The sequence below is a fragment of the Sphaerimonospora mesophila genome (assembly GCF_001417795.1).
GTDB classification, from domain to species: domain Bacteria; phylum Actinomycetota; class Actinomycetes; order Streptosporangiales; family Streptosporangiaceae; genus Sphaerimonospora; species Sphaerimonospora mesophila.
In genome coordinates, this window is the sequence record NZ_BCBX01000046.1 from 74,067 (window position 1) to 95,459 (window position 21,393).

Annotated in this window: 21 protein-coding genes and 3 tRNA genes; 9 read left to right on the top strand and 15 right to left on the bottom strand. The window is 66.1% G+C overall.

Translation table 11 applies throughout. From position 1 onward, the window contains the following. Window positions 1-11: 11 nt before the first annotated feature. On the bottom strand, window positions 12-383 hold the full coding sequence (locus AP234_RS26955) for a metallopeptidase family protein (RefSeq protein ID WP_431999116.1): 372 nt from the start codon (window positions 381-383) through the stop codon (window positions 12-14). On the opposite strand from AP234_RS26955, the gene AP234_RS35360 reads away from it, so the two are divergent. The 6 genes from AP234_RS35360 to AP234_RS36660 all read left to right on the top strand — a co-directional run bounded on the left by AP234_RS35360 (window position 382) and on the right by AP234_RS36660 (window position 3,759). Next, complete coding sequence (locus AP234_RS35360; RefSeq protein WP_083502476.1) at window positions 382-879, top strand: TetR/AcrR family transcriptional regulator C-terminal domain-containing protein; 498 nt, start codon at window positions 382-384, stop codon at window positions 877-879. The two genes, AP234_RS26955 and AP234_RS35360, sit on opposite strands and share 2 nt — an antisense overlap. Window positions 880-933: 54 nt before the next feature. Next, window positions 934-2,628 (top strand): metallophosphoesterase family protein, encoded by a 1,695-nt coding sequence (locus AP234_RS26965; protein ID WP_083502477.1) that lies wholly within the window; start codon window positions 934-936, stop codon window positions 2,626-2,628. Continuing rightward, window positions 2,629-2,701: transfer RNA gene (locus tag AP234_RS26970), tRNA-Glu, on the top strand. Between the two features lie 105 nt (window positions 2,702-2,806). Then, window positions 2,807-2,881: transfer RNA gene (locus tag AP234_RS26975), tRNA-Asp, on the top strand. A gap of 19 nt (window positions 2,882-2,900) precedes the next feature. Then, window positions 2,901-2,974: transfer RNA gene (locus AP234_RS26980), tRNA-Phe, on the top strand. Between the two features lie 122 nt (window positions 2,975-3,096). Continuing rightward, the gene (locus AP234_RS36660; RefSeq protein ID WP_152990645.1) at window positions 3,097-3,759 is read left to right on the top strand and encodes a hypothetical protein; all 663 of its coding nucleotides are present in this window, start codon (window positions 3,097-3,099) and stop codon (window positions 3,757-3,759) included. Window positions 3,760-3,810: 51 nt separating this feature from the next. Here AP234_RS36660 and AP234_RS26985 read toward each other — a convergent pair whose 3' ends face one another. The 11 genes from AP234_RS26985 to AP234_RS27020 all read right to left on the bottom strand — a co-directional run bounded on the left by AP234_RS26985 (window position 3,811) and on the right by AP234_RS27020 (window position 11,830). Next, window positions 3,811-5,085, bottom strand: a complete 1,275-nt coding sequence (locus AP234_RS26985; protein ID WP_083502478.1) for a tyrosine-type recombinase/integrase — start codon at window positions 5,083-5,085, stop codon at window positions 3,811-3,813. Continuing rightward, the gene (locus tag AP234_RS35365) at window positions 5,085-5,261 is read right to left on the bottom strand and encodes a helix-turn-helix domain-containing protein (RefSeq protein WP_083502479.1); all 177 of its coding nucleotides are present in this window, start codon (window positions 5,259-5,261) and stop codon (window positions 5,085-5,087) included. Before AP234_RS35365 ends, AP234_RS26985 begins: the two co-directional genes overlap by 1 nt. Continuing rightward, window positions 5,254-6,639 carry a replication initiator gene (locus tag AP234_RS26990; RefSeq protein WP_055482547.1) on the bottom strand — a complete coding sequence of 462 codons (1,386 nt, stop codon included), beginning with the start codon at window positions 6,637-6,639 and terminating at the stop codon, window positions 5,254-5,256. Before AP234_RS26990 ends, AP234_RS35365 begins: the two co-directional genes overlap by 8 nt. A 109-nt stretch (window positions 6,640-6,748) precedes the next feature. Further along, the gene (locus AP234_RS37405; RefSeq protein WP_160330495.1) at window positions 6,749-6,916 is read right to left on the bottom strand and encodes a hypothetical protein; all 168 of its coding nucleotides are present in this window, start codon (window positions 6,914-6,916) and stop codon (window positions 6,749-6,751) included. Then, window positions 6,913-7,086 (bottom strand): hypothetical protein, encoded by a 174-nt coding sequence (locus AP234_RS37410; protein WP_160330496.1) that lies wholly within the window; start codon window positions 7,084-7,086, stop codon window positions 6,913-6,915. The genes AP234_RS37405 and AP234_RS37410 overlap by 4 nt, the downstream gene beginning before the upstream one ends. Before the next feature lie 21 nt (window positions 7,087-7,107). Then, window positions 7,108-7,491 carry a hypothetical protein gene (locus tag AP234_RS26995; RefSeq protein ID WP_055482548.1) on the bottom strand — a complete coding sequence of 128 codons (384 nt, stop codon included), beginning with the start codon at window positions 7,489-7,491 and terminating at the stop codon, window positions 7,108-7,110. A 14-nt stretch (window positions 7,492-7,505) separates the two neighbouring features. Next, window positions 7,506-8,264, bottom strand: a complete 759-nt coding sequence (locus AP234_RS27000; RefSeq protein ID WP_235558399.1) for a DUF2637 domain-containing protein — start codon at window positions 8,262-8,264, stop codon at window positions 7,506-7,508. A gap of 13 nt (window positions 8,265-8,277) precedes the next feature. After that, window positions 8,278-9,651 carry an FtsK/SpoIIIE domain-containing protein gene (locus AP234_RS27005; protein WP_055482549.1) on the bottom strand — a complete coding sequence of 458 codons (1,374 nt, stop codon included), beginning with the start codon at window positions 9,649-9,651 and terminating at the stop codon, window positions 8,278-8,280. Next, window positions 9,651-9,989 (bottom strand): hypothetical protein, encoded by a 339-nt coding sequence (locus AP234_RS27010; protein ID WP_055482620.1) that lies wholly within the window; start codon window positions 9,987-9,989, stop codon window positions 9,651-9,653. The genes AP234_RS27005 and AP234_RS27010 overlap by 1 nt, the downstream gene beginning before the upstream one ends. 333 nt (window positions 9,990-10,322) lie before the next feature. Continuing rightward, on the bottom strand, window positions 10,323-11,525 hold the full coding sequence (locus AP234_RS27015; RefSeq protein WP_055482550.1) for a helix-turn-helix domain-containing protein: 1,203 nt from the start codon (window positions 11,523-11,525) through the stop codon (window positions 10,323-10,325). Then, entirely contained in the window at window positions 11,522-11,830 is a 309-nt protein-coding gene (locus tag AP234_RS27020; RefSeq protein WP_055482551.1) for an antibiotic biosynthesis monooxygenase, read from the bottom strand. The genes AP234_RS27015 and AP234_RS27020 overlap by 4 nt, the downstream gene beginning before the upstream one ends. Before the next feature lie 226 nt (window positions 11,831-12,056). On the opposite strand from AP234_RS27020, the gene AP234_RS27025 reads away from it, so the two are divergent. Further along, window positions 12,057-12,398 carry an ATP-binding protein gene (locus AP234_RS27025; RefSeq protein ID WP_055482552.1) on the top strand — a complete coding sequence of 114 codons (342 nt, stop codon included), beginning with the start codon at window positions 12,057-12,059 and terminating at the stop codon, window positions 12,396-12,398. Window positions 12,399-13,257: 859 nt separating this feature from the next. Here AP234_RS27025 and AP234_RS27030 read toward each other — a convergent pair. After that, window positions 13,258-16,566, bottom strand: coding sequence for a type ISP restriction/modification enzyme (locus AP234_RS27030; protein WP_055482553.1), 3,309 nt, complete (start codon window positions 16,564-16,566; stop codon window positions 13,258-13,260). A 347-nt stretch (window positions 16,567-16,913) separates the two neighbouring features. Between AP234_RS27030 and AP234_RS27035 the strand changes: the two genes are divergently transcribed. Continuing rightward, window positions 16,914-17,633, top strand: coding sequence for an HAD family hydrolase (locus AP234_RS27035; RefSeq protein WP_083502481.1), 720 nt, complete (start codon window positions 16,914-16,916; stop codon window positions 17,631-17,633). A gap of 457 nt (window positions 17,634-18,090) precedes the next feature. On the opposite strand, the gene AP234_RS27040 is transcribed toward AP234_RS27035, so the two are convergent. After that, window positions 18,091-18,651: a hypothetical protein gene (locus AP234_RS27040; RefSeq protein ID WP_152990646.1), complete on the bottom strand. Its 561-nt coding sequence runs from the start codon at window positions 18,649-18,651 to the stop codon at window positions 18,091-18,093. Between the two features lie 391 nt (window positions 18,652-19,042). On the opposite strand from AP234_RS27040, the gene AP234_RS27045 reads away from it, so the two are divergent. Continuing rightward, a complete protein-coding gene (locus AP234_RS27045) occupies window positions 19,043-20,083 on the top strand; it encodes a trypsin-like serine peptidase (RefSeq protein WP_063843103.1) in 1,041 nt (346 codons plus the stop codon). Window positions 20,084-20,277: 194 nt separating this feature from the next. On the opposite strand, the gene AP234_RS27050 is transcribed toward AP234_RS27045, so the two are convergent. Then, window positions 20,278-21,222, bottom strand: a complete 945-nt coding sequence (locus AP234_RS27050; protein ID WP_055482556.1) for an acyl-ACP desaturase — start codon at window positions 21,220-21,222, stop codon at window positions 20,278-20,280. Between the last annotated feature and the right edge of the window lie 171 nt (window positions 21,223-21,393).

Sequence of the window (21,393 nt, forward strand, 5' to 3'; positions counted from 1 at the left end):
GCCGGGCCGGGTCACCAGCCGAGTTCGTGGAGCCGCGCATCGTCGATGCCGAAATGATGGGCGATCTCATGAACGACGGTGATCATCACCTCTTCGACCACTTCGTCCTCGGTCTCGCAGATCTCCAGCGTGGGATTGCGGTAGATCTCGATGCGGTCCGGCAGGACTCCCGAATACCAGTCGCCGCGCTCTGTCAGCGGGATGCCGGTGTACAGCCCGAGAAGCCCCGGCTCGGGCGGATCGTCCACCACGACGACCACGACGTTGTCCATCAGCTTGGCCAGCTCCGGCGGGATCGTGTCCAGCGCGTCGGCCACGAGCTCCTCGAACCTCTTCAGCGGGACGTCGATCACGCCCCCATCGTGGCATCGCGTCCCCGCCATGGCGAGCCTGGGTCCCCGCGTTCATGGCGATCCTGGCTCCGGGCCGGGCCCGCCATCGGGATGTCGCCGTACGGTGGCGCCGTACGGCCAACGGCGCGAGGATCGCCGCCAAGCGTGGCAGGAGTGGCCGGCGGACTGGGTGAGGGGGCGGCGGCGTGCGCTCAACTCCCACCGCGAAGGAGCGCGAGTCACCGCCGGGACTCATCCCGGGAGCAGGACGCTCGGCACGGTGGAGTTGATCCTGGAGTCACTGGTCCGCGTCGGCTTCACGAGTACCGATGCGACGTGGGGATTGGGTACGCTTGCGTGTTCCCTGGGTGGCTCCGTTCTCGAAGAGCAGGCCGACCGGGAGCGGGGGCTGACCGAGGAAGCCCGGAAAGACGAAGAAGGCCGGATGGGCGAGGAGCTTGCGCCCTACCCTTACCTGCGGGCCGTCCTCGAGGAGATCGGGGAGCCCCCCAGAGCGACGCCTCGTTCGAGCATGGTTTGTCGCTGATTTTGTCGGGCATGCGAGCGCGGCTGTCGGTGAATCCGGGTAAAGAGAAAGGCAATGAAGATCTTGGCGTGGAAGGAGGCCGTGCGACGGCTGGCCGGCGGCCGTACGGCGCAGATCGCGGCTGTCGTCCTGGCCGCCGTCATCGGGGGATGGCTGGGCCTGGCGCTCGGCGCCTCCGCGCAGACCTCCGTCGGACCGGCGGACATCGGGATGTCGGTGGCCCCTTCCTGGACCGGCGAGACCATCGTGGACGTCCGCCCGCTCGGCACGCTGAACTTCGACACGCACAACAGTCCGGTACGGCTCCACCTCACGATCGAGGCGGTCCATCCGGAGTTGGCGCAGGAGATCATCAATGATCCCCGGTGGGCCGACCGTCTGCCCGAGACGATCGAGCGGGACGCGATCGAAGGGCTGCGCACACTCGCCATCCGGGCGGTGCTGTTCGCTGTCGGCGCCGCCTTCCTCACCGGGCTGGTCGTCTTCCGCCGCCTCTCCCGGGCCGCCTGGACCGCGGCCGCCTCGCTGACCATGGTCGTCGTCCTCGGCGGGCTGTCGGCGCTGACGTTCAATCCCCGTTCCGTCGCCGAGCCGCGTTACACGGGCCTGCTGACGGGTGTTCCGTCCCTGATCGGCAGCGCCGAGTCGATCGTGAGCCGGTTCTCTGAGTATCGCGGGCAGCTCGCCAAGCTGGTCACCAACGTGTCGCAGCTCTACGAGGCCGGGTCCACGCTGCCGATCTTCGATCCCGACCCCGAGATGATCCGGGTGCTGCACGTCTCCGATCTGCACATCAATCCGATCGGCTGGAACGTGATCAGATCACTGAAGGATCAGTTCAAGGCAGATCTGATCATCGACACGGGCGACATCAGCGACCACGGCACCAAGGCCGAGAACGAGTACGTCAACGAGATCGGCCGTCTCGGCGTGCCGTACGTCTTCGTGCGCGGCAACCACGACTCGAAGAAGACCCAGCGGGCGGTGGCCAAGCAGAAGAACGCGATCGTGCTGGACGACAAGGCGGCAACGGTCAAGGGGCTGCGCATCTACGGCCTCGGCGATCCGCGGTTCACTCCGGACAAGTCCGTACAGGTGGAGGGGGGTTCCAACGAGGCGCTCTACGCGCTCGGTCGTGGACACGCCGCCCGGTTCGCGCCTCCGGAGCCGATCTCACCATCACCATCGCCAACGCCGTCGTCTTCATCGTCGTCTTCACCGTCACCGTCTTTGTCGCCATCTCCGTCACCGTCGCCCTCGGCCCCGGCGCCAGAGAAGATCGTCGCCGATGTCGTGGCGGTGCACGACCCGAATGTGGGCCGCGGGTTCTCGGGGGTCGTCCCGCTCGTGCTGTCCGGTCACGCCCACCAGCGCTCGACCGAGGTGCTGCCCACGGAGACCCGACTGATGGTCCAGGGCTCCACCGGAGGCGCCGGCCTGCGCGGCCTCGAACACGACGAGCCGACCCCGCTCACGGCCTCGGTGCTCTACTTCAGCAAGACCACCCACAGGCTGGAGGCCTGGGACGACATCACCGTCGGCGGCCTGGGCGAACAGTCGATCCAGGTGGAGCGTCACCTGGAGTCGGAGCCTGGCCGTACAATTTTCCCGGAGTCGAAAGAGATCCCGTCGCCAGCGGGAACGATCACCGGCTCGCCGTCGCCGTCCGCTTTGGCATCAGGGGCAAACGTCCCCTATGCTTCAGAGGTCTCCGACGGAAGGCGTCACGGAACAGGGCAACGTCCCTGAGCCCCCATCGTCTAGCGGCCTAGGACACCGCCCTTTCAAGGCGGCGGCACGGGTTCGAATCCCGTTGGGGGCACGTGCGGGTTCCGGCTCACCGGGAAAACGAGAGGTCGAAGACCTCCGGGGAACTGGTAAGCTAGGCAAGCCGAACAACACGGAAGCGAAATCTTCCGGACACAGAGGTCCTGTAGAGCAGTTTGGAGTGCTCGCCACCCTGTCAAGGTGGAGGTCGCGGGTTCAAGTCCCGTCAGGACCGCGCACGGCGGAACCGCCGAGGTCAGGTAGCTCAGTTGGTACGAGCGTCCGCCTGAAAAGCGGAAGGTCGGCAGTTCGACCCTGCCCCTGACCACTATCTTTGAACAGCCAAAACGCCCCGATCCGATCACGGACGGGGCGTTCTCGTTGGGCTTTGACGACAACCCTGACGACAACGCGCCCAGAACTGTCCTCTCCTGGCGCTACCCTCGCTCCATGAGTGAGACAACAAGTGACGCTTCTCTCTCCGGGGCCGAAGCTCCGCTCCAAGACAGCGTGGTTTCGATGAGGGTCGAGGTGCACCTCACTGCGCACCCTTCGGTTCCTGCTCGCGAGGTGTGGGCTGTCGAGTTTGATGATCCTGACCTTGAGGGGCCGGCCTGGACCCGTGATTGGCTCCTTCGTGAGGTCGATCGCCTCGCGTGGCAGGGCGATGAGCGTGTGTCCCATGATCTGGAGTTTCGGCAGGATTCTTTCAATTGGGGAACCAGCAGCTCTGGCTACTCGGTAATTCTCCAGGTGGCTGAGTGGGTTGGTTCTGGTGTCGCTGGTTCTACGGCCTATGACGCGTTCAAGAACCTCGTTCGGCTCATGAGATCTCGGATGCACACCACAGGGCTGCCGTGTAATGACTCTCCGTTGGGCCGAGATGAAGCGATCTTTCGTGCGCAGTGGGCGATCTCGAAGGCTTACGGCCTGGATCTCGAGACCCTTCGACTGGTGTCAGAAGATCACGATGTAGAGCAAGAGACCTGGGTTATCGCGCTTGTCGACAAGGCAGAGACGGAATATGAAGTCACATTGGGAATAGTCGATGGCCTGCCCTTGACTAGCCGCATTGTTCGTCGGCCCCATGGACCTGAGAATTTGATGGGCTGAGATAGCAAGAGGCGCCCTGGAGGTAGTCCAGGGCGCCTCTGCGAAGGCGGCTTACCGGTGTAGGGCGTCACCTAGCTTGCCGAGGGCCGCGCGCTTCTCGTCGAGGGAGGTATGCGCGTAGATCGTCATCGTGACCTCGATGTCGGAGTGCCCGACGATCTCACGGACGATATGAGGCGGTATGCCCAGGTCAAGCAGGAGGCTCACACAGGTGTGGCGGAGGTCGTGAAGCCGCACGCTTCCGAGCCCGGCCGCCTTGCGGATCTCGCCCCAGCTTCGCCGTAGGTTGTCCGGCTCCATCGGAGTTCCGCGCCGTGAAGGGAAGACGAGGCCGTGATCCTCCCAGTCGAGCCAATGGTCGGCACGCTCGGCGAACTGCCGCTTGCGGTGCTTCTTGAGTGCCTCGATGCAGATGGGCGGAAGCGGGACGGTGCGCTCCGAGTCTTCAGTCTTGGGCTTGACGAACTGGAGCCGGCCGCCGACCCGCTGGAGGGTCTGAACGACTTCGAGCGTTCCCGCTTCCAGGTCGACATCTTCCCAGCGGAGTCCGAGGAGCTCGCCGCGCCGCAGTCCGAGGCAGACCGCCAGGACGTAGAGCGCGCCGAGGCGGTGACCCTGCGTGGCCTTCAGCAGCGCACGAGCCTGCGGAACGGTCAGACCCCGATTGACCTTGTACTTGGGCGGCGAGACCTTGACGAGCTTCGCGACGTTGCGCGCAATGATCTCTTCCCGAACCGCGCTCTCCAGAGCGTTCCGCAGGACCGCATGGATGAACTGGACCATCCGAGCCTCGATCTTGTATTCGCAGCACTCGCCGCCCTTCTTGGCGCAGCACTCCGACGGCTTCCGGAGCTTGTCCCATCCCCGCTGGCAGCACTGGCAGCCGGTACGGAGCGAGGTCACGAACTGGCGGACCTCAGCCGCGTTGAGCTTGTCCAGACGCTTCCGGCCGAGGGTCGGCACGAGGTACCGCCGGATAACTCCCTCGTACCCCTGCACGGTCTTGGGACGTCGCTCGGCCTTGACGACGTGCTCCAGCCAGTAGGCCAGGTAGTCGCCAACGGTCCAGCTCTCTGCGGCAACGGGGATGCCCTGGTCGGCCTGTGACTTGAGGGCAACGAACTTGGCGTGGCACTCCTCACGGGTCTTGCCGTACACGCTGACGCGCTTGATCGTGCCCGCTGTGGTTGGGACGAAGACCTTCGCCTCGTAGCGTCCATCCTTGCGCTGGACGATGGTTCCTTCACCGTTGGAGCGCTTCCGCGTCTTGCGCGGCTTGCGGCTCTTCGGCTCCTCGTCAGGAGTGCCGAGCATGGTCTTGGCCATTACGCCACCGCCTTCAGGTAGTCGATGCATTCGGCAAGGGAGTCGACGGGGACGAGGCGACGACGGCCGATCTTGATGGTCTTGAGCTGGTTGGAGCGGATCAGGGTGTAGAGGGTCCACCGGCTGACACGAAGCCGTTCCGCGGCCTCGTCGACGGTGAGCACGAGGTCATCCATGCGAGTCCTCCGAACGGGTTGAGTGGGCAGACGGCAGGCGTGTGCCGGTCAGGGCGGCGGCGAGGAGGGCGTCACCGGCGGAGAGGCCCTGTCCGGCGTATTGCCAGTGGGCGATCACGAGGACGGTGTCCTCGTCGAAGAGCGGGAGTCGTCCCGTGTTGATCTGTTCCTCGCGCTTGTGTGCGGCCCGTGCCTCGCGGAGCGCGCCGAGGGTCGTGGAGTAGCGGCGGGATTTGGTGGAGAAGTGGCCGCGGAAGCCGAGCATGTGTGCCCAGTGGGTCAGCCGGAGGTCGGCCAACTCTTCGAATGAGCCGAGGCGCAGGCATTCGGCGATCAGGCGTCGGGCGTGGTCGCGGATGGGCAGCGCGGCGAGATCGTCGAGGGGTTGGATGCGCCGGTCCAGGGTGCCGACGCATTCGGCCGCCTTGGTGGCGTACTTGGAGATGTAGCCGGCCACGGCCTGATCGGTCAGCTCGCCGTCCATGGTGATCCGCCGGACGTCGAGCTGATCCCCCCAGCGCAGGACACGGGCCGGTTCGCCGTCGAGTGCGGGGATGGTGACTGTGACGGCCGAGGCGGCGTGCCGTACGGCGGCGGCGAGCAGGTCCGCCGTTGCCCAGGCCGGGGGCGGGGAGGTGGGACCGTCCGGGCCGTCGAGGCGGATCACGGCGTGGAAGTGGACGACACCACGCCGCTGGTACTCGGCGACCTTGGCGAAGGAGACGACGAGGTGGGCGGCGAGGTCCTTTTGGGTGAGCCCGGCGAGCTTGGCCAGGTGTCGGCGAAGCGCCATGGTGAAGCGGCGCCACAGTTCGGGGGCGGTGGCGTTGAACAGCACCGAGCCGGAGTAGTCGTAGCAGTCCGGGCACAGCGGCTCACCCAGGCACGCATCGTCGGAGCCGTGCCGGGTGGTGCAGGACAGGGCGCGGCCGTGCGGGCAGGTGGGAGCGTCGCGGCGCGCGTGGCAGGGCAGGACCGTGCCGTTCTTCTCTCGCCGGGTGTGAACCGGGCCGAAGGACGGTGCGGTGAGCGTGACGAACAGGCACGGGTGCGCCGTCACGCTCTCCGGGACGCCCTTGCCACCGATGAGGCCCGCGCGCACGAGGTGGTAGGTGTCGGCGCGGTAGGTCTCGGCGCAGGAGGGGCAGCGGGAGGCGCGGCGGGTCTTGCAGGGCACGCGCAGCAGGCCGTCAGGCTCGCTGTTGGTGGTGTAGCGGTGCAGGAGGTCCCCGGTGGCGCGGTCGTAGTGCTCGACCTTGCCGTGTAGGTGGATCGGCTGTCGGCAGCCGCCGGTACGGCGGATCTGGGCGGCCCATCGGGCGTAGTGCGGGTCGTTGAGCCGGGTGATGAGTCCGGCCATGGCGTGAGTGGTTGGCATGATGGGGTGTGTCCCTTCCGGGCTGGTGAGGTTCGGTTCGGGATGGCCCCCGACGTGACGGACGTCTTGGCGGATGTGTGGTCACGCCGGGGGCGCTGCGATCTGGCGGTCAGTAGAAGCCGAGGCCCTCGCAGTGGCGGCAGGTCTCGCCGTGGCTGTCGACTCCGGCCCCGCCGCAGTGACAGCACCGCCAGCGCGTGACCGGGATCTCGGCCGGGATGTCGACGGGTTTGGCGGCCTGGCCCTGCTGCTCGTGCTGGTCGTCGCCCGTGGTCATGCGGTCCACCTGCGTGCGCGCTTGGGCGCGGTACGGACGAACACGCGCCAGGTGTGCGGCCTGCGGCCGACCGGCGTGATCGGTGAGATCTGGCCGATCGGGAGGATCGCGCGGAGCTTGCTGATCGTGTAGGCGACTTCGGCGTTGGTGCCCTCGATGCGGATACGCATGATCTGTTGTCTCCTCGTCTGTCAGGCGGCGTGGGCCGGGCCGTTGGTGGTGTCGGTATCGGGGATGACGCAGTCGGTGTAGGTGGTCAGGGCCTCATGCCGGGCGCGGGCGTCGGCCAGGACGGCGGTGGCCTCGTAGTGGACGGGTCCGAACTCCAGGCCGGTCATGTACTGGCCCCAGTCGTCGAGGTGCGTGGAGTCGACGGGTGCGCCGAGGAGTGAGGCGATGCGGTCGATCTCGGCGCACATCTGGGTGTCGGCCCCGCGCCCGGGGAAGTAGGCGACCGTGATCGGGTTGATCGGTAGTGGGATGGCCGGGTTGGCGGTCAGGTAGTCGGCCAGGGCGCGCAAGCCGGCGATGACGGCCGCGCGGTGCTCGGCGGTGTGTTGCTTGTCACTGGGCATGGGTGGTTCTCCTCTCACAGGGCGTCGGGTGCGGTGCGCAGGGTGCGCAGCAGGTCGGAGGCGAGTTGGTTGGACACGCCCAGCCGGGCGCGCAACAGGTCACGGGTGATCGGCTTGCCGTGCTTGGCGTGGTGTTCGTCGGCCACGCGCCGGGCGTAGTCGACCAGCGCCGGGGACGGTCCCGGAGCGTCGTCCTTGCCGTCCTCATCGGTGGGGACGGCCGCCGGGACGGAGGACGAGCCACCGCCCGCCGAAAATGGCAGGGCCGGTGCCGGGGACGAGGCGGGGACGGTCGAGGACGCCGGGACGGTGGTCGAAGACGGGACCAGGTCCGAGGCCGGGGTGGGGTCGAGGCGGGGGCCGGATGCGCGGCGTTCGAGCATCGACACCGCGACCAGGAACGCCCCGGCTGGTGTGGCAGCGGACAGCCAGCCCCAGATGGTCGGTTCGGCTTGGTGGAGGTTGGCGGCCAGGGACAGGACGATGCCGGCGACGAGGACGAGGGTTGGCCAGGAGATCAGGCCCCGCCGTACCCGTCCGGCCTTCTTGTCCCGCTGGCGTTCCCGTGCGGCCATGACACAGGTGAGGTCGACGCACACGGCCACGGCCCAGGACATCCAGCCGGTTTGGCCGCTGGCGGCGGCCGTGTCGCGGATGTGGGTGAAGCTGCCCGCTCCGGCGATGGCGGCCAGGACGACGACCGGCCCGGAGTCGGCGAGCCGTACGGCCAGGCGGGACACGATCGCGCCCATAGAGGTTCCTCCCTTCTGCATGCGGGCATGGTGATCAGGCGGCGAGTTGCGGGTTTCCCGCGTGCGGGAGTTCGTGACCGAGGCCGGAACTGGCGACCTGCGCCCAGGAGGGGGTCAGGTGGGCGAAGGCGTCGGCGGCCTGCTCGGCAGCGGTGGTGGAGACGTAGCCGGAGCGGGCGCGAGACCAGCGGCCGTCGCTTCCGGTGACCACGGCCACGCCGGGCAACTCCGGCGGGATCGACCGGGCGGCGACCAGGGCGTCAGGGTCGAGGTCGCCGAGGGTCATCATGGCGGTTTCGGGGTCGTTGACCCGGTGGCAGATCCGGCCACCGATCTGAGCACGGAGCGCGGTCACGCCGGGGCCGAGGTCGGAGCCGATCCGCTGACCGGACAGGACCAGGTGGATCCCGAACGCGCGCCCGAGCTGGGCGATCCGCAAAAGGGCGGTAGCCGTGCGGGTGACCTCGTCCTTTTCGGCCTTGTCGGCGGTCAGGTACAGCTCGGCCAGCTCATCGACCACGACCACGACCGGGATGGGCCGACAGGCGTCGGGCAGGTGCCAGATGTCGCGGACACCGGCGTAGCGGCAGGCCAGCATGCGGGCGCCCATGACCGCGATCAGGTCGGCCAGCAGGCGCACGCACTCACCCCGCGTGGTGGCCAGCGTGGTCAACCGTGGTGCGTACGGTGACAGCTCGACGCCGCCTTTGAGATCGACACCGACCAGGGCGACCGGTTGCGGGGCCAGGCCGACGATGAGCGCGTTGATCAGGTTGGACTTGCCCGATTGGGTCGCGCCCGCGTTCATCCAATGCGGGATCAGCCGAAGGTCCATGCGCCAGGCCGCGCCGGTCTCCAGCACCCCGACCACCGGGCGGAGCAGGTCTGCCGCCTGCCACCCCTCGGCCGGCTCAACGGGTGGCAGGGCGGGGGTGGCGTGGGCCAAAGGGTCGCGGTTGATTCCCTGGAGGGTGACGCGGCCGGGCCGACAGCCGACCACGCGCACGGCTTCGATCCTCCAGGCGTGCGCGAGCCGATCGCACACCTTGGCGTAGTCGTCGGGAATCTGACCGTCGAGGAGGTGGAAGGTGATGCGGAAGCCGTGCCGTACCGGGCGGGGCAGGCTCATCCAGGGTTTGGTGTCGACGGCGACCCGTTGGAAGCGCCGTTTGACGCGGACGACGCCGGTCGAGGCGACCAGGCCGGGAACGGTGGTGAACCACCAACGGTGCCGCTTTTTGGTGAGGCCGCAGCCGGAGGCCACGTGCCGCCAGGTCCAGCGCAGCCACACGGCTTTGCGGGGGAAGACCAGCAGGTACCAGTACGAGACCGGCGCCCACCGCCGCCAGGCCAGCAGTGCGACCAGCGCGGCCAGAAGCAGGAGCAGCGGGCGGGGGATGTCGGGCATCAGTTCACCCCCGCCGGTGCCGTGGCGTTGGCCGGGATGAAGGACTGTGCGCGGTAGGAGATGCCCCACCGGCCGTTCTGTTCCCAGACGTAGCCGACCATGCCGACCGGGATGATCTCGTCTCCGGGTGAGACCGGCGGCTCGGGCGTGGTGGTGACCTTGACCAGCTCCATGCGGCCGTGGGCGTCCTCGATCAACAGCGTGATCTCGTACATCGTGTTGCCGTCGCGGTCGCGCTTGATCTCGCCGGTCTCCTTGTTGACCAGGCGGGGCCGGGCGGCCTTGGCGCAGGTGATGTGGAGCTTGGCCACGTCCACAGGGATCGGGATGGTACGCATGCTGAACACACCTCTCGTCGTGCCTGCTGTGCAGGCGGTGGTGACGAGGGAGAACGCACGCCTTCAGAACCGGGCGCGATAGCATCGAAGCGCCAACTAGGGTGCTGATCGCATCCGGGCCTGGGCGGGTCTCCCGCTCAGGCCACTTTTGTTTGTGGCCTGTGTTGCCGCCTTCCAAGGAGCGGTTGGTTCGTTTCCGCCTCTGGAACGCGAAAAGCGTCTGAGCTGTGCTGTCGATCTCCTCTTGCAGAGGGAGAACGCCGGCACACCACAGACGCTACATCGCACTAAGAGTTTCGCCTAGTACTTTCAGTATTAGGACACGTACTTTTTCTACGCCCCGACGCGGTCGGCGAGTTCTCGCAGCTCGGGCGAGGGTGGGTCTTGCATCGTCAGCAAATCGGACACAAGCTGACGGGGGATTCGGTGGTTCCGTATCTGCTCCGGAGTGATCTCCTCAGCCTCCAGCAGCGCGGCAACGGCCTCAGACACCTGTCGACGCTGGGCATGCGCCCGAGCCAGATCGACATGGAGACGAGCACGCCGCTCCGGTGACAACGTCGAGGTGTCGGCTGCCGCCCCGACCCGCAGCGCATGACCGGCATCCCCCAGCTCGACCGCCACCGCCACCTCATGAAGCAGGACGTTGACCGGCCCGAACTCGGTGTTGTAGTCGTTGCGACCGTCGCCGAGCCGTTCAGCGATCTCCCGGGCGCGCGCCAGGTGCTGATACGCCGTGTCCGCCGCGTTCAGGCGAGAGGCGGCCACCGCCCGCTGCAGGGTCAGCCCGCCCCACAGCGACATCGCTTCAGGCTTGCCCTGGTCGGCAAGGAACCACAACGCCTCGCATGCGGTCCGCGCGGTCTCCTCTACCTGGTCGAAGTGCCGTGCTCCCAGGAAGACCAGACCGAGCCGGAAAGCGCCGGCCGCCATCATCAGCGGGTCGCCCGCACGTTCCGCGGCGACGATCGCCCGATCAGCGGCGATCCACGCGGCCTCAGGCTCGCCGAGTTTGGCGAGCGCGGCCGAGCACGCCTGATAGGTCATCGCGAGCAGCTCGAACAGCTCCGCCCTACGTTCTGGCGGGGCGGAGCGCACGGCGGTCTCCAGCGCGGGCACCAACCCGCGCAACAGGTCGGCCAGCTCGACGTACCGGCTTTCGTGCGTCAGCTCCCACGCACGGTCAACTCGTGGCCTGACCTCCGCGGTGGGCGGCACGGGCGCCGCGTGCAGCATCGCCCGCAACGAGTGAGCGCCTGACAGCACCAGCCGCAGACCGGCCGTCCCGGGGATCTCCTCGACGGTCGCGGCGACCACCGGCGCCTCTGCGGCCAGCTCCGACAAAGGCACGTCCAGAGCTTCGGCGACCTTTTCCAGCACCGACATGCGGTCGATTTTCCGGACCCCGCGTTCCACCTGGGACACCCACGCAACCGACCGGTCGATCAGGCGGGCCAGCTCCGGTTGGGACAGGCCGCGCCGTTTGCGTTCCTGGGCGATGCGCCGCCCCAGCGCCCGTTGATACTCCGTGCTCACGCTGTCGTTCCCTTGCCGGCGTGCAGTTCCAGCCAATCAACCTCGACCGAGGTCAGCAGTTCTTCACGTGCTGAGAGGAAGTGCCGGGTGTGTGGCTGTTCCTCGTGAGCGTCGAAGGCTGCCCGGTCGTGGTACAGCTCGTAGAAGATTCGTTGAAGCGGATGGCCGTCGACGCAATGGGCCGCGTAGACCAGCGTTCCTGGTTCGCCATCTCGGATCTTGTTGATCGTGGTCTCGGTGAGCCGGTCGAACGCCTGGGCGCTTTCCGGGTCTTTACAGGTGAATCGGACCATCAGCCCGAACATGGGCAGCCTCCTTCATCGCAGCTCCTACGAGATCAGTACTCATTATGCGACGCAAGTACTTCAAGTAACTTGTACTTCAAATCTTATACTAGTACTTTGAGTATCATCCGCAAGGGTCACCGTTCTGACCTGCCCGAACGCGAGGTGAACCGCCATGACTCCGCACCACAGCAGCCCCCCAAGCGCTGCCCGATGGCACCGAACTTTCCCCGGACACACAAGCCAGGTGCGCCAGGCCCGCCACTTCGTCAGGGCACACCTACCGAACCACCCCGACGCCGAACTCATCGTCAGCGAACTCGCCACCAACGCCGTCACACACACCCGCACCGGCAACACCGGCGGCACCTTCACCGCCACCATCGACCAACGCCCCGATGGCACCATCTACATGGAAATAGAAGACCAAGGCGGACCCGCCACCTTCGGCGAACCCAACCCCCACCACGACCGTGAAGGCGGCCGAGGACTCCACCTCGTCACCGCCCTCACCCTCACTTGGGGCGTCAAAGGCGACGCCACCGGCCGAACCGTCTGGGCCGAACTACCCCCAGCCGCTGACGCATGAGCACCCCCCGCCCCGAACAGGCGCTCCACACCCTCCGCCAGCGCTACCCCACCTGGGCATTCCTCCACGACCCGTTCACACACCGATGGTTCGCCCTCCACGGCCGCACCATCACCCTCACCGCCCACACCGCCAAAGAACTCGACACACGCATCATCACGAACTATCGGACCTCATCAGCAACACAGACTCCAGACCAACGGCGAACCGATCCCCACAACCCCCGCTGACGGAACCCTCCCTCGCCAGCGGGTCCCCGGCGCCCTCGCAGACCACTTCCCCCGAGTGACCGTCTGCGGGGGCGCAATCACTCCAGGAACGAACGCCGGCAACCAGAGATTCAACAAGATCATTTACTGTGCTGGAGTGACGGATGAGAACTTTCTCTACGTCTTCAAGGCGGTCCGCCTACGGCGGCCCGCGTCGCGCGCCGGTCGGCCAGCCGGCCGGGCTGCGGCTCTTCGGCCGGTCCCGGCCGACGCCGCCCGCGCGCTCCCCAGCCACCAAGACGAGCACCCCGGACGAAGGAAGAGTCCCGGCCCAGCAGCAGGACCAGGACGGCGCAGACCCTTCCACCGAGGAGCAGGGGAAGAACCGCAAGGGGCTCCGCCCCCTGCACCCCCGGCCCTCCTCAGAGATGAGCCGGAAAGGTACGGGTGAGCGAGCGGTCATCCCCTCGCCGGCCATCCCGAGGGATGCCAGACCAGCCGCCCGAGGTCAAGCCGTCGAGTGCGGGCAGGCCAACCAGCAGGCGAGGAAGGTCACCGGGACCATGTACACGCGAACAACGGCTTGACCCCGAGCGTCCGGCCCGACATGGCTACGCCTGCCCGACGAGGAGATGACCGCTCGCGTCCGTTCACAGCAAGGTCGGTGCCTCGGGTGACTCGGCAGCAGGAGCTTTACGAGCACTGGCGGGAACCGGGAAGACGTTCGCTTGCTCCAGATCGGCCACCGTGACGAGGGGGCCGTCACAGATCCGCTCTAGTAGGCCGGCCTGCTCGGGCTCCAGCTCCACACAGAGCGTGAGGACGTGGAGGAGTTGAAGGAGTTCCGTGGTGAACACGGCGGGCCATTCCTTGGTGTGGATGTCGTCGAGGGGCGAGGACTTCCGCCCGGCCGGGTTCTTCTTCCGGTAGCCGAACCATTTCTTGACGACCTTCATCCCGGAAACTTCGTACGCCCAGACTTCAGGACGGACAGGCGAGATGCGACCGGCGCCGACATTGAGGGTTGCCGTCGCGGCATCGTAGGAGATGTCATCGGGCATCTCCTCTACCGTCCCCGGAATCGCCACGTGAACTTTTGCGCGCTGATCAGCGGCCGGGCGGGGCGGACCCGTAGGGCGGCCCTTAGCAGGATCGGCGAAGCGTTCACCATAGGTGTGCAGCCAGAGCACCCGCTTCCCGAGCCGTACGGCATTCGCCCACAGTTCCGGATCAGCGGTGAGAGGCACACGCACACCGGGAGTCCGCAGGTCCTCGACGAAGCGCGCCGTATAGCCACCATGCGAGGTCACCGCCGCGATGTAGGCCAGCACATCCGGAGCCGTGATGGGCAGGCCGAGGCGCTGAGACAGCAGGCGAACCAGGCCGGGTGCGAGGTTCGCTGTTCCGGCCGCGCGGTCCCGATAGAGCGGTAACACACGACCGCCAGCACTACCCTTGAAATGGTCCATGTCGGGGACGAAGGCAGAAAAGACCAACCCCGGACCGTCTCCCAGTGGTTGAGCGTGCTGCTCGATGGTGAATATCTGTTCGTGGCCCGCCACTTGCCACAGCTCAGGACGAGGGCGCTCCTGGACACGTGTATCCGGGATTACCCATTGCCGATCGAAGGACCGATAGGCGATCCGGATCGGGGCAGGCAGGGGGCCGGTCTCATCCTTGATCAGCCCACGGTGGTCAACGAAGCCGAAGATCGGCTGTATCACACTGTCGATTTTGCGAGCGTCGCTCTCCTTGAACAAGACCTTCTTGTCATCGGCAGGGGCCTTAATCAGCCGATCCCAGCGGTCACGAAGGATTTCCGGGTTCGGGTCATAGACCCAGGTACGGTTCGGCTTGACGCCCGGTGCGCGCCAGGGCATGAGATCCCCGAGGGACGGATAGCTCAGCCAGTCGTCTGTTCCGGCGGGCTGGAGCCGGTCTTGCCAGCCGGTCGCGCAGTTTTCCCAGTCCGGCCCATCGAGAGCGAGTCGCGCCAGTCGGGCGAACTTTTCAGAGCGGTGCCCTGACACGCTCACGTAGTGGATCAGTGCGGGCGTCTCCCGGCTACCCGCGCCGTACCGGACGAACACGCCGATGCAGAGCGGCTGCTGAACACCGGGAAAGACCCGCGTCGACACATCAGGTTGGTGCCCTTCTGGCGAGAGATTGATGATCCATCCCTCGTCAGACGTCCGGCGCAGATACTCCCGCATACCGGCGAACCCTGGACCGGTCGTGAAACCCGAGGTGGTGATGAACGCCACGATCCCGGCCGGCTGATCGGGATGAGCGTCGAAAACTTTCCACGTCGCCCACCGCCAGAAGTACACATACAGGTTGGACAGCACATACTCGTACCTGCCGAGCCCCTCGGCTTTAAAGTCCCGTAACGGGATACCGTGCCCGGAGTTTTCCGCGCCTTGCTCGATCCAGCCGCCCATCCCCTTGGCCTGCTCCCGGTATGGCGGGTTGCCGATCACCACCTTGACCGGAGTCTCCCGCTTGACCCGGTTCGCCTCCCGGCGGGAGCGCACGATCGGCGCATACATCGAGCCGAGATCGAGATGTGTGTTCTCGAACGGACTGTCCAGGGTGTCGGCAACGTAGAGCTTCTGGTCCGTTTCGGCGATCTCGGCGCCATGCTTGGACTTCAGCGCTTGGTTCAGCCGGAGCTCGGCCACCGCGTACGGCCCGGCCTGCCGCTCCATGCCGATGAGCCGACCGAACAGCTTCTTAAGCTGGCCGGGGACGGCACCCTTACCTTCCTCGTCTTCCACGGTCTGGGCGACGTTGTCGACGATGTTCAACAGGAAGGTTCCCGTACCCATAGCAGGGTCGACAACGACGACGTCGTCAGCGGCGAAACCGCCCTCACGCCCGAACTTGTCGCGCAAGATGTCGTCGACGAAGCGGACCATGAACGAGACGACCTCGTTGGGGGTGTAGTACGACCCGCTCTGTTTGCGAAGGTCAGAGTCGTAGATCTCCAGGAAGTGTTCGTAGAGGTGAAGGTAGGAGTCCGCCGAGCCGTCGCTGACCTGGTCCCAGTCCACGGCACCGATCACCCGCTTGAGGGTCTCCACTACGACGCTCCGGCCCTCCACCGCATCATGCGTGAGCACGGCCAGCGCCTTGCCCATCAGCGAGTGGTTCTTGCCGAGCTGCGCGGCGATCTGCCCCAGGCCGCGGCCCTCGAAGGCGATCCCATCGACACGGGCGAGCAGCAGCGCGAACGTGACCGTCTGGGCGTAGGCGTCGGCGAACTCCCCATGCTTTAGATCGGGGAACAGCAACTTACGCCAATCCCTCTTAAGCTCGGTGAAGACCTTCTGGGTCTCCTCGCCCCGCTGTTCACGGTCGATGGTCTCCATGACCTCGCTACGCAGGAGCTTGCACAACCCGGCCACCGCGCGCACGAGCTGGCGAATGTTGCGCGGAGGGTTCGGCTTCCACAGCAGGAAATCGGAGATGACCCGGGCGAACTCCCCGTCGAACGGTGTGAGCTTGCTACCCGCCGTACGGACATCCCCGTTGAGCCTGGCGACCTGACCGATCAGTTCCCCATCGCGGTATAACGCCCACAGGCCGCCGTCGGTGTAGAGCACGTTCGGCAGCAGCCGTAGCTTCTCCCACTGGGTCCTTTCGTGCTTGTTCGGCGTCCAGGTGGACGGAACCCCCCGGCCAGGAGCCTTGAGTTCGACATAGCCCACCCTCGCGCCGGCGACATTGACAGCGTAGTCAGGACGTACCCCGAGCGAGGCCAGCGAGGTCTCTCCGATCATCACGAGAGAGACGCCCAGAGCTTCGGCCATGTCCGCGAAGAGTCTCTCCATCGGCGCACGAAGCTGATCTTCCGGCTGACCGCCACCGTTCAGCTTGACGGTAGCCGTCTTGCCGAAACGCGCCACAGCCTCGGCGGCCTTGTCGAGCAGCGGCTTAGGGGGATTCGTCGCGACCATGGATATCCGTCCGATGTGAAGTTGTTCCGCAGTGCCGGTTACTGATGTATCGCATAATCCGGCTCGTCAGTTTCACACGTTCCAGACAGCTATCAGAGCGTCATAGCCCAATTAGACGATCACCGTCACTCTTAGTGACGATTGAATGCGCTATTACGGGATGAACTACTCAAGTCAGGACGGTCGCCACATTAGTTCCGTTTAACGGATGGCACGGTTCGCTGCCGCATGTTTTCCGCCCCCAGGCCTGGCGCCTATGCGGTTCGGGTCTGCTTGCCGACGGACAACCAGGCGGCTTTCTGCCGGTGGGCTGCACAGCACCGCGGCACTGGTTATACGGTGACGTCGTGCAACGGCTCGCACTCTTCGACCTGGACAACACCCTCGTAGACCTCGACGAGGCATTCCGGGTGTGGATCGGGGAGTTCACCGACCAACATGGCTTGGGACCCGAGGCGGTTGATTGGCTGAGCGAGCTCGACCAGACCGGCTACCCGCACCGAGAAGTGTTCTTCACCAAGGTCCGTGAGCGTTTCGCCCTGCCTGACCCCGTCGAGGAGCTGTGGGGCCGCTACCGAAGACGCATGCCGTACATCGTGCGCTGTCGGCCCGAGGTACTGGGCGGCCTGGCCCGGCTACGCACTTCCGGGTGGCGAGTCGCGATCGTCACGAACGGTATGGCGGATAACCAACTCGGCAAGATCCAGCAGACCGGGTTGGCCAATGCCGTCGACGCCTACGCGCTGTCGGGAGCCGAGGGCATCCGCAAGCCCGAGGCCGGTCTGTTCGAGATCGCGGCCAAGCGTTGCGGCGTGATGCTCGCCGAGGGCGGATGGATGATCGGCGACAACCCCACCGCCGACATAGCCGGCGGGCGCGCCACCGGTCTCCGGACGATCTGGGTCGACCGTGGAACCTGGCCCGGTGTCGACCACCAGGCCGACCACGTCGTCGCCGACGTACTCCAAGCCATCGAGATTCTTGAGCGGCACGCCGGGTGTGACGACAACGCTGACGACAACGTGGGCCACCATGAGCGCGCGTCGACATCCGAGGAGCACCGCTGACCTCAGGAGGAGCCGGGGGAGCAGGGTGATTGTTCCGCCTGAAAAGCGGAAGGTCGGCAGTTCGACCCTGCCCCTGACCACAATCTTTGAACAGCCAAAACGCCCCGAGCATCCAAGCTCCGGGGTGTTTTTGATCTCCAGTGACGGCAACGCTCTCCGAACTGTCCCCACCTGGCGCTACTCTCCCTCCATGAGTGAGATCGATGTTGCTTCTTTGTCTCAGAGGGAGGCTCCACTCCGGGACAGCGTGAATTCGATGAGGGCTGAGGTGCATCTCACCAAGAGCCCCGCGGTTCCGGCTGATGAGGTATGGGCTGCTGAGTTTCATGATCCTGACCTTAAGGGCCCCGTTTGGACGCGTGATTGGCTCGTCTGATCCGTTCTCCGCTATCTGTGCTCTCACAGGAAGCCGCATGAGTAAAGACAATTGGGTGCAGTACCTGCGCGACAAGCCCTATCAAAACGTCTGCCCATAACCCCTTACCCGCACAGCTCTGCTCACTCCATGTTCGAGCGATCCAGGGCAGCAGACGGCCGACAGCCCGGCGGCCAGCGCATCGGCTGACCTCTCGGGTAGCACGTCGACCTGTCGGCTGGTGGCGATGTCGATCAGGATCGTGCCGTGGGTGTGACCGCGGCGCAGGGCGAAGTCGTCCACGCCCAGCACCTGGGGGCCGCTGTCGGGTTCAGGGTCGGGCAGGGATCGGATCAGCCGGATCAGCGTCATCCGGCTGACCGCGGCGGCCAGGCGTTGGGTGAGCCGGGCGCCGACCCGGCCGCCCAAGGCCAGCGCGATCGTCTGCAGCAGCGTGCGGAGCGGGACGCTGTAACTACCGTAGTGGACGGTCAGCCCGGGCACCTGCTCGGCGAAGGTTTTCGCGGCGCAGTTGTCATCGCCGCACCGAAACCGTCGTACGCGCAGGTGAAGCATGGTCTCCTGGCCGCTGATCGCGGTGTCGCACACCCGTCGCTCGTAGCGGCTGTGCCACGTTGGGAGCTCATCCCGCATTGTGGGCACGCCGCCTGCGTGGTGTGGGTTCTGGCCTGGATCCGTATCGATCTGCCGGACCGGTGCAACTGGTCGATCTGCAGGCCGGCCAGGTGGGGGAAGAGAACCGCGAGCAACTCCGAGATCGACATCCGACATGATCACCAACACCGGCAGCCCTCCGCCGGAAGATCACGAAATTAGTGCCGGGGCCGGCATCTGGCGTCCGTTGACAGCGGTCTTCGAAGTCAGGGGCTGATGGCCCATCGAACCTCCCTTGTATCGAACATGTGATCTAAATCTTCTGGAGCCAGAGTCCCCGTCAAGGTTACGATCTTGCCGTTCGCCGGCCGTGTTGATCGGCCGGTTCTCCACGCTGACAGGGCGCGAAGAGGCCCCACGACTGGACGGGAGATCGACCTTGAGGCGTGCACTGATCGCGTTAGGTCTCGGCCTGAGCGTGTTGGGTTCCGCTGTCATCACCGAGCCGGCACACGCCGTGAGTGCGGTGGTCGTCCCGTTGGCTCCCACGGTGACGGCGGCCCAGCAGGTCGCGAGGTTCTGGCTCGCCGACGGCGCCGCCAACCTGAGGAACGCCACGCCGTACGCCGTGCAGACCGCGGTCGGCGGGGAACGCCTGCCCGCGGACATCGTTCCGGACGGCCCCTCGGGTTCTATCCCGCCGCTGGAGGGGCCGACCTCGCCGGAGGGGAGGATGCCCACAACCTTGGGCAAGGTGTTCTTCATCGGCAGCGACCTCCAGCCGCACTGGTGCACCGGCACGGCTGTGCATTCGACCTACCGGAACGTCGTAGCGACAGCAGGTCACTGCCTGTTGGACATCGAAGCCCCGGCCGGCCCACTCGCCAAGTGGGTTTTCGTCCCCGACTACTCCGAGGGCATGACCCCGTTCGGCCTGTATGTCGGGAAGCAGGGCGTCGCTCACTATGACTTCGACGACATCCGGGATTTTGACCGAGACTACGCCTTCGTCAACGTGTACAACGGTGTCGTCTCCTCTGCTCCGGACATGCTGACCAATGTCGGGAAGCTGGCCGACAACGTCGGCGGCCAGGGGCTCGCGTTCAACCAGCCGCTCGCGCCCACGGCCGACGTCTTCGGTTATCCCGCCGGCCCCAACCCCGACGGCACTCAGCCCTACACGGGCGAGACCCTCGGACGGTCGACCGGATCGACGTTCGCGATGAAGGTCACGGGCCTCCGCGCGGACCAGCCCATCGGCGTGGACTCCCCGTTCACCGGTGAAGGCTCTCTCGGATCCCCGTGGCTGACCCGTTACACGAGCGACAGCCGTACCGGCTATCTCAACGGCATCACGATCAGCGTTTCCGACACCGATGGCGACAATCGGTACGACACCGGCGTCTCGCCGTACTTCGATGGTGAGTTGTACACGGTCTACCGGAACGCCATCCGCCTCTGGACCGGCTCCATCGCTTAGACACCCCGTTCCCACCGCGTCCGCCCAGAGGGCGGACGCGGTGTCAAGGTCTAGAGGAAACTGATTCTGACCTCGGCAGCGCAGGTGAGGCTCACACCTACCGGTACCGCCAGCGCACGTCGTATCTCGTCCACTGTCGGCCGGAGGTATTGGACGGCCTGTCCCGGCCGTGTGCCGACAGGCGTTCCCATTCGCTACGAGACTGATTCGGCCCTCGCCCGCCGGGCGTCACGTCGCTCCTCGAAGCGGGTCGCGGCCACGTCGAGCTTGGCGAGGAAGGCCGCCAACTCCTCGCGGGCCTGCTCCCCCTCCGCGTTGAGACCTTCGATGTCGAAGGTCTTCCACGCTCGTAGCACCGGCGTCAGAACCTCATCACAATGCTGACGCAGGTCGTAGATGCCCGCCATGGCGATCGTCACGGACTTGCGGGCGAAGCCCTCCATACCCTGGCCCGGCATCTGGAACGAGGTCACGACATCGGTGACGGCTCGCATGGTCTGCGACGGGGCCAGCTCGAACGCGGCGGCGAGGAGGTTCCGGTAGAAAAGCATGTGGAGGTTCTCGTCAGCGGCGACCTTCGAGAGCAACCTCTCGCATATCGGGTCTCCCGACACCTTCCCGGTGTTGCGGTGGGCGACCCGGGTGGCCAGCTCCTGGAATGAGACGTATGCCAACTGCTGGAGCATGCCGTCGTACTCCGTGGCGAAGCCGTTTTGCATGTGCGTCATCCTGGCCCGCTCCAGAGCGACGGGGTCGACGGCCCGGGAGACGGTGAGGTAGTCGCGGATGGCGATCCCGTGTCGGCCCTCCTCCGCTGTCCACCGGTGCACCCAGGTGCCCCAAGCGCCGTCCCTGCCGAACGTCGTGGCGATCTCGTGGTGGTAGCTCGGCAGGTTGTCCTCGGTCAAGAGGTTGACGATGAGCGAAACACGGGCGGGTTCGGGAATCGAGGAATCCTCCGGCGCCCAGGCCTCGCCTTGCAGGACCCCGTCGAACGTCCGGCCCTCGCTCCAGGGGATGAACTCGTGTGGGAACCACTCCTTGGCCACTGCGAGGTGGCGGTCCAGCTCTCGCCCGACCACGGGTTCGAGCTCCATGAGAAGCTCCGTCTGGGTGAGCGGGCGAGACGTGATCGGCATCTAAAGCCTCCGGATGCACAACCTACCAGGATGTAACCTACGCTAGCGTAGGTAAGTGGGCCGATCGCTTGCCGACGCGCCTCGGCCCGCGCTCTTCCTGGCGAGCCGAGCGTTGACGGTCATTCCTCGTCCGGTGAGGACGGCCCGGTCCAGGTGGATATCCCTCAGAAA